The organism is Paenibacillus sp. 01T422 (assembly GCF_056398785.1).
In genome coordinates this window covers 1-6,720 of sequence record NZ_JBFTQB010000295.1, presented here as the reverse complement: position 1 = coordinate 6,720, position 6,720 = coordinate 1, and the positions used below count along the sequence as shown (strand labels likewise).

Annotated in this window: 6 protein-coding genes and 1 riboswitch; all 6 genes read right to left on the bottom strand. The window is 44.0% G+C overall.

All coding sequences use genetic code 11. From position 1 onward, the window contains the following. Window positions 1-769: exopolyphosphatase (locus tag AC1DUA_RS17490; RefSeq protein ID WP_477500986.1), on the bottom strand; the 769-nt coding region annotated here is incomplete at its 3' end. A 134-nt stretch (window positions 770-903) separates the two neighbouring features. Further along, complete coding sequence (locus AC1DUA_RS17485; protein ID WP_161409230.1) at window positions 904-1,203, bottom strand: hypothetical protein; 300 nt, start codon at window positions 1,201-1,203, stop codon at window positions 904-906. 103 nt (window positions 1,204-1,306) lie between these two features. After that, a riboswitch (cyclic di-GMP riboswitch) is annotated at window positions 1,307-1,400 on the bottom strand. Between the two features lie 100 nt (window positions 1,401-1,500). Beyond that, window positions 1,501-2,727, bottom strand: a complete 1,227-nt coding sequence (locus AC1DUA_RS17480) for an MDR family MFS transporter (RefSeq protein ID WP_477500985.1) — start codon at window positions 2,725-2,727, stop codon at window positions 1,501-1,503. A gap of 151 nt (window positions 2,728-2,878) precedes the next feature. Then, a complete protein-coding gene (locus tag AC1DUA_RS17475) occupies window positions 2,879-3,595 on the bottom strand; it encodes a 4'-phosphopantetheinyl transferase family protein (protein WP_477500984.1) in 717 nt (238 codons plus the stop codon). Beyond that, the gene (locus tag AC1DUA_RS17470; RefSeq protein ID WP_477500983.1) at window positions 3,546-4,649 is read right to left on the bottom strand and encodes a flavin-containing monooxygenase; all 1,104 of its coding nucleotides are present in this window, start codon (window positions 4,647-4,649) and stop codon (window positions 3,546-3,548) included. The genes AC1DUA_RS17475 and AC1DUA_RS17470 overlap by 50 nt, the downstream gene beginning before the upstream one ends. A 14-nt stretch (window positions 4,650-4,663) precedes the next feature. After that, window positions 4,664-6,720 (bottom strand): type I polyketide synthase (locus tag AC1DUA_RS17465; protein WP_477500982.1); only part of this gene is annotated, 2,057 nt, incomplete at its 5' end.

Sequence of the window (6,720 nt, the reverse complement as noted above, 5' to 3'; positions counted from 1 at the left end):
TCACGATACTGTGCCCGCAAGCAAATACACAATTTTGTTTATTGCGTCCGTCCACGATCCAAATGGATACATTCTGCTCAGGATAAAGCGCATAAACCATGAATCGGTTGCMAGGATAAATCGTTTCAACGTCACGAAGATCCGTAATGATCACGTTTCCTTCCGTATGCGTATGCTTTTCAAGCATTTCACGGTACAGAGCATCCAGTTCGTAATACCGCTCAACCCGTTCCTTCACGTCCGGAAGCTCCATAATTTGATCAACCGTCATCACCGCGCAATGATCCACAAGTTCTTCCATAAGCTGATAATTGCTAATCCGGTAGTCCCGGTAACGTCCTAAGCCCGTCCGGGCATCCATGATGAACGACAATAAATCCCAACCAGATGGGTTCAAAATATCCTCTTTACTAAATTGTGCCGCATCCGCTTTATCTACGCCTTGCATAATATCGTCAATATCACCGAAGGTTTCTTGCCCTCCATAATAATCATAAACGACGCGTGCTGCACTTGGTGCAATGCGGGCTTCCCCTTTGAATGCTACCTTCTCGCCCATCCGCTCAAGTTCGCTGGAGTGGTGATCAAACCATAATCCGCAGCCTGAAACATAAGGCACATTCGCCAAAATATCGTTCTCGGTAACCTCGATCAAACCATCCTGCATATCTTTGGGATGAACGAATTTCATTTCATCGACCATGTTTAGCTTCTTGAAAAGCATTGCGCATACTAAACCGTCAAAATCCGAACGCGTAATTAATCGCATAACGCAAATCCCCCTACACTGAATAGTACTTAAGAACTATGTATGACTATGTGTCCATTATATCAGCACCTGTCGATTTGTGACAATCATTTTGTCGTCAGCCTTTTTCGGGTGTAAAAAAAAGAACAGTTCGCCTATATTGGCTGAACCGTTCTTAATTTGGACGTCAAAATTTGATAAAGCCTAGTCATAAATGCTTCAATTTGAGGCATTGGAGGCATTTTCACAGAAAGCTTAACTTCACCTTTCCAGTAGAAAATCAAAATGCTGTTGCTTCTCCCCTGAAACATTTCTACATCCCAACATGCTTCATTAAGTGCGTATTCTTCTAAATTAATCAATAGTTTTGGTCCATCCGAGGATGGCACCAAACGGGCAACATGATTGCCGCAAAGTGATGTTACTTTTTGCTCTTCATGTAATTCAGACTGCATGCTGCTTGGTCCTCCTTTTATCCATAGTTTATGAGAGTTATGACAGAGAAAAACCCCACCATAGTGTACCGATCGGAGGGGCTCTAAGTTGAATACCCAATCGTTCGGCAGCTGGCWGGCAACAAGTCCATTTCAAGAACAAGGTAGCCCCTGTAGCTTTGCGTCACTGGCTTTCGTCAGTTTTGCCATTGTCGAGATGTGTTGTGAAGTCTTTTGCAAGAAATAACTACACTCTCAAGAATAAGGGAAGTCGTTTTGAAATCGTATAGTTCGCAAGAACTAATTTTTCATTATACATCAAAAAATTTCTTTTTTCGACCTATTTTTTAGAAGTATTTGTAGATTATTGGCGCCTTTCCAGTAAAAGAGAGAGCCCGCAAGAGTCACAAAGGCTATGACTACATAAAGCGTGGTGCCCCCGTAGGCTACAAGCAGAAAACCGCCCACCCATGGTCCCATAAAGTGACCTAAATTTGTTAAGGTTTGTGCACCAAAATAAGTACCACGCATATGCTCGGGTGCCAGTTTATCAATCAGCATATTAGCCGCAGGGTAGTTTAAAATTTCACCTAGAGTAAAAATCGCCATAGAAACAATCATTGGAACTAACGAATGCGAGAATGCAAAGCCGATATCCCCTAACGCAAACATCAAATTACCAAAAATAATCGCTACTAGTGGCGAGTACTTATCAGAAATCCGTGTAAGAGGTATCTGCATGGCAATGACCACGATTGCATTGACGCTCATTAGGACAGCGAACATTCTCACACCTTCGGTGAAATTCTGTTCCAAATATTGCGATAGTGTCACCATGACTTGCGAGTAGCCAATAGCTCCAATAATTCCACCAAGAATATAGTAGCGAAACGTCACATCACGTTGGATGACCCGCAATGCAGAGACAAAAGTGACCGGTTTTTTCTTCTCTCCTTCTATTTGCTTAATGCCAAAAACGATGAGAAGAACATAAAGTGTAACTGCATAGAGAAAATAAACAATTCCAGTCAATAGAAATGGTAATGACCCGTCCATCGTTGCAAAAAAAGCACCTAATAATGGTCCTACAGCAACACCGACATTGATGGCCATGTATCTCATTGAAAATACACTGAGCCGCTTCGCCGGCTCTGTCAAATCCGCCATTAACGCTTGCGAGACCGGTTCATAGAAGGATCGGCACAAGCCGTTAAGCATGTTCAGCATCATGAACAAAACTGGTAGTTTCACGATACTAAAGCCTACAAACACAACCACCCATCCAAAAAGAGCAGCCAACATGATGATTCGTCTACCGAATCGATCCGATAAGTTACCGCCGATAAAGCCTCCGACAGTTCCTGCCAAGGCTCCCATTCCAATAACGACCCCAATCATTACTGCACTCATCGATGTATGTTTGGCTAAGTAAATTGCCAGAAAAGGCAGACTCATGGAAGACGCCGCCCTGGCCATGACTGTTCCTAAAATCAACGTATGCACAATCGGATGATACGAACCAAGAAAACCACGTAATCGATTCATCTGTCAGAACTCCTCTTGCTGTTAATTTACCAAAGGTTAAGAATATAAGATCAAGAACTCATTATACACGAAAACCGGCGGTTCGTGTCCTTAATTATATTTTTTTGTCGAACAAAAAACTGGCTCTCCGCAGTAGACCGGGAAGCCAGTTTTAAACACTTTTCGCGGCACCAAGTGCCCATATTATTAAGTTGTCAAAAGAAAGTATGGTCAACTCATCCGGGAAGTTATAGGCCTCGCTGCAAACCGCCAAATGATACGACTTATCGCTGCTCAGCTCTTCCAACACAAAGGTTTTGCAAAAATAGCATTTATTTTCGTAGATGTTTACGGCTTCACTTGCTGTGAACTTATCAAAAGAAGCCTCTGTAAATGGATAACCAAGTCCGACACCTATCAGCTTGGTGAAGCTCTCTTTCATCACCCAGCGTTCACAGAGATAAGCCTCATGATCTTGAATAGTGCGATACTCGCTCCGTTCCGAAGGAGATAAGATACATTCTTCCAACCTAGAGAAACGCGGATCTTGCTGTTCAACATCAATCCCCACTTCACAAGAAGCAAGGACAATAGTGACCCAATCCCTGCAATGAGAAATATTAAAAGCAAGATCTGGCCAATCGCTCAGGGATGGCTTCCCTAGTGGGCTATATGTGACGATTGGTCTTCTTTTTTCAATCCTACATAGCTCGTGACGCAGCACAAATTGAAGTAACATATCCCCTACGATCATTCTTTGCTTTTGATCTTTTTGCAGACATTTGTCAATCTTAGCTCTTCTTATTTCATCAAGACGTGAATAAAATAACTGCCAAATGTCAGCTCCCGTGTGAGGGCAAATCCTCGTAGCTATAATCTTCATTTGCATAGTGATCCCCGTATTGTGTAATCATGTGACAGATGAATTTGGCATCCCGATGCACCCAGCCTATTAATGCTGACCCTCTGGAGGACTGCCAAGGTAGACCTACAAAATATAACCCTGGAATTAACGTAACTCCCCGTTCATGAATGACTATTTGCTTGTTATTAAAAATCTCGGGAATATGAAGCCAGGGGTAATCGGATCGAAACCCGGTAGCCCATATAATCGTTCCCACTTCCAGAGATGAGCCACCGGCAAAAAAAATCTGCTTTTCGCTCGCATTTGTCGTCCTTGCTAATAAATTGACGCTACCGCTGCTGATCGCATTCTTAAGCTCAAAACCATAAAGTGGATCTTTCTTTTTAATGAATCGCCGCCCCACCCAAGACTTTGGGCTTTTCCGCAAGAGTCCTATCCTCTCATACCACCAAAAAAGGCTTCTACCAAGAAAACGATAGGGCAAATACTGAATGTCATGACCTACTGACAAATAAACCTTCCTTTGCTGAGAAATCTCAAGCGCAATTTGCGCACCGGAGTTCCCACCGCCGATTACGAGTACTTCTCCACGTTGTGGCAGCATTTCAGGATTATGATAGTCGGCGGTATGTATTTGAAATACTTCTGAACTTAATGAGTGTGCGATCGGAGGAATGAATGGAGTTTGAAAGGGTCCTGCTGCCACCACGACTTGTTTGGCTAACCATGAGCCTTTATTTGTCGTTACGAGGAATCTCCCCAATTGGTAAGTTAGCCTTATTACCTCTGTTTCCAGTTGAATCGGAATGGCAAACTTCTCTTGATACTGCTGTAAATAAGCTGCCATCTCATCCTTTGTTGGATAGCCCCATGGGTCTCCCTCTAGTGGTAAACCTGGCAAACCGCTGTACATGCGAGGGGTAAATAACGTTAACGAGTCATATCTGCTGCTCCATGAATATCCCACTTCATGGCTTTGATCCAATACGATAAACTGCCGCTGCTCAGAACTTAAATAATAACCTGTCGATAGACCCGCTTGCCCGCCGCCAATCACCACGATATCTATTCTTTTCAATGCTACTCCCCCAATTAACAAAAACAAGTCATGCCATTCGACTCCGCCTCATTTTTCCCTAGCGGCTTCCAGCACGAATGATGATTCCACGGGTATCCAGGAAGCATATGCGATCGTTTTTTTTGTTCTGAGCGTTCAGGTACAAAAAGACCGTTAATAAATAATTGACACTGTAATTGCAGTTTCCCAAGTTCATCACTGCATTTGCAAATAATCATAGATTCATCTTTTCGCGGGAACCAAACAGGTGCAGAGGATAGGCATAATACAAAGTCCCCATGAGCGCTCTCTACCTCAGATTTTACTAGACTATTATAATCCCCTCGGGCTAGCCGTTCGATAGCTTCCGGTAGTGACATTTCCCCTTCTACCACCATTGCAGTTAAACAGCCAACTCCCTCGCCCAGGCAACTGTTCGGCCGTAATCCCCAACTTCGCAACATCTCTGCATGTGCAAACTGTTTCGCGAAGGTTCGCCATTCCATTTGATCTTGCGACGACTCTGATGCCAATTGACGATACAATTGACTCACCACAAAATATGACTGCTGAAAAATCGCATCACAAGTCCATACTTCCTTCATTTCATCGCCATTTCTTGTGTCATGCCCTGGAAAGTAATACACAATCCCAGGTGGATTAGACAGCACATGTCCATGGTTCTTACTCTGAAGATTGCTGTCATAGCCACTCACATACGCTTGCAATTCAACGAGTAATGTATCTTTGGATGTTGCTGCAATAGCCAGCCTATGTTCATGATGTTTCCTGCCCTTCAGCAAAGTTGAACAAATTGCAAGAAGATCAGGTTCTTTCGTGAGTTTCAACCAATCTACATATTTTTGAGCCAAAACCGATAAAGCATCTTTTCTCGCAGCCGACAGCACAAATAAAAATGGTGAATTTTCTGAACGCTCTGGTACTGATTGCGCTGGTCTGCCAAGAACAATATGCGCATTGGTTCCGCCAAACCCGAACGAGCTAACGCCTGCGTATACCTCGTTCCCAGGTCGCAGTTCCACACTTTGCGTAGGCACCACAAACGGAAAACTCTCATGTGGAATCTCAGGATTCCACCTTTGAAAATGCAAGTTTCGTGGAACAAGTCCATGCTTCATGATCAGTGCAGTCTTAATGAGTCCAGCTATTCCGGCTGCAGACTCTAGATGTCCAATGTTGCTTTTCACTGAACCAAGATAGATCTTCTCGCTCGCAATTTTGTCTTGAGAAAACACTTTTCCCAGCGCTTTCACTTCAATGGGATCACCTAAATAAGTACCCGTACCATGCGCTTCAATATAGCCAATTTGATGAGACTGAATGCCAGCATTCTCATATGCCGATTCGAGCAACTTCTCCTGTGAAGAATGATTTGGCGCTGTAATCCCGTTGCTGCGGCCGTCTTGATTGATCGCACTACCTGGAATGACAGCATACACCTCATCGCCATCCCTTAGCGCTTTGGATAAAGGTTTGAGTACTACAATTCCGCAACCTTCCCCTCGAACATATCCATCCGCTAGTGCATCGAAGGTTTTGCAGCGATCATTCGTTGCCAGCATACCTGCCTTGCTCAAACTTGATGTAATCGTATTGGAAAGAATGACATTCACACCGCCAGCAATGGCTTGCTCACTCTCCCCTGACCAGATGCTGCAACAGGCTTGATGCACAGCAACAAGCGATGAAGAACAAGCCGTATCAATCGCCATACTTGGTCCATGAAGACCCAGAAAATAAGATATTCGATTTGCTGCTATGCAGAGGGCTCCGCCAACAACCGAATGTATATGCAAGTCATTCGAAGACTCAAGTTCCCTCCTTCCATAATCGCTATTGGAAATTCCAATAAACACACCGCTTTTCGTGTTAGCCCACGAATCCGGCGAAATTCCAGCATCCATTAACGCATCCCAAGCAACCTCCAGCAGCAGTCGCTGCTGTGGATCCATTCGGATCGCTTCCCGATAGGATACGTTAAAGAATGGGTAATCAAAGCCATCGATCTKATCGAGATAGCCACCTTGCCTTTCTACTTTCAGCTCGCCTAGTTGCTCACGCTCAGTAGGGT

Excerpts from the sequence above, each read along its gene's own strand:
- AC1DUA_RS17480 (WP_477500985.1), bottom strand. The coding sequence starts at position 2,727 with ATGAATCGATTACGTGGTTTTCTTGGTTCGTATCATCCGATTGTGCAT.
- AC1DUA_RS17475 (WP_477500984.1), bottom strand. The coding sequence starts at position 3,595 with ATGCAAATGAAGATTATAGCTACGAGGATTTGCCCTCACACGGGAGCT.
- AC1DUA_RS17485 (WP_161409230.1), bottom strand. The coding sequence starts at position 1,203 with ATGCAGTCTGAATTACATGAAGAGCAAAAAGTAACATCACTTTGCGGC.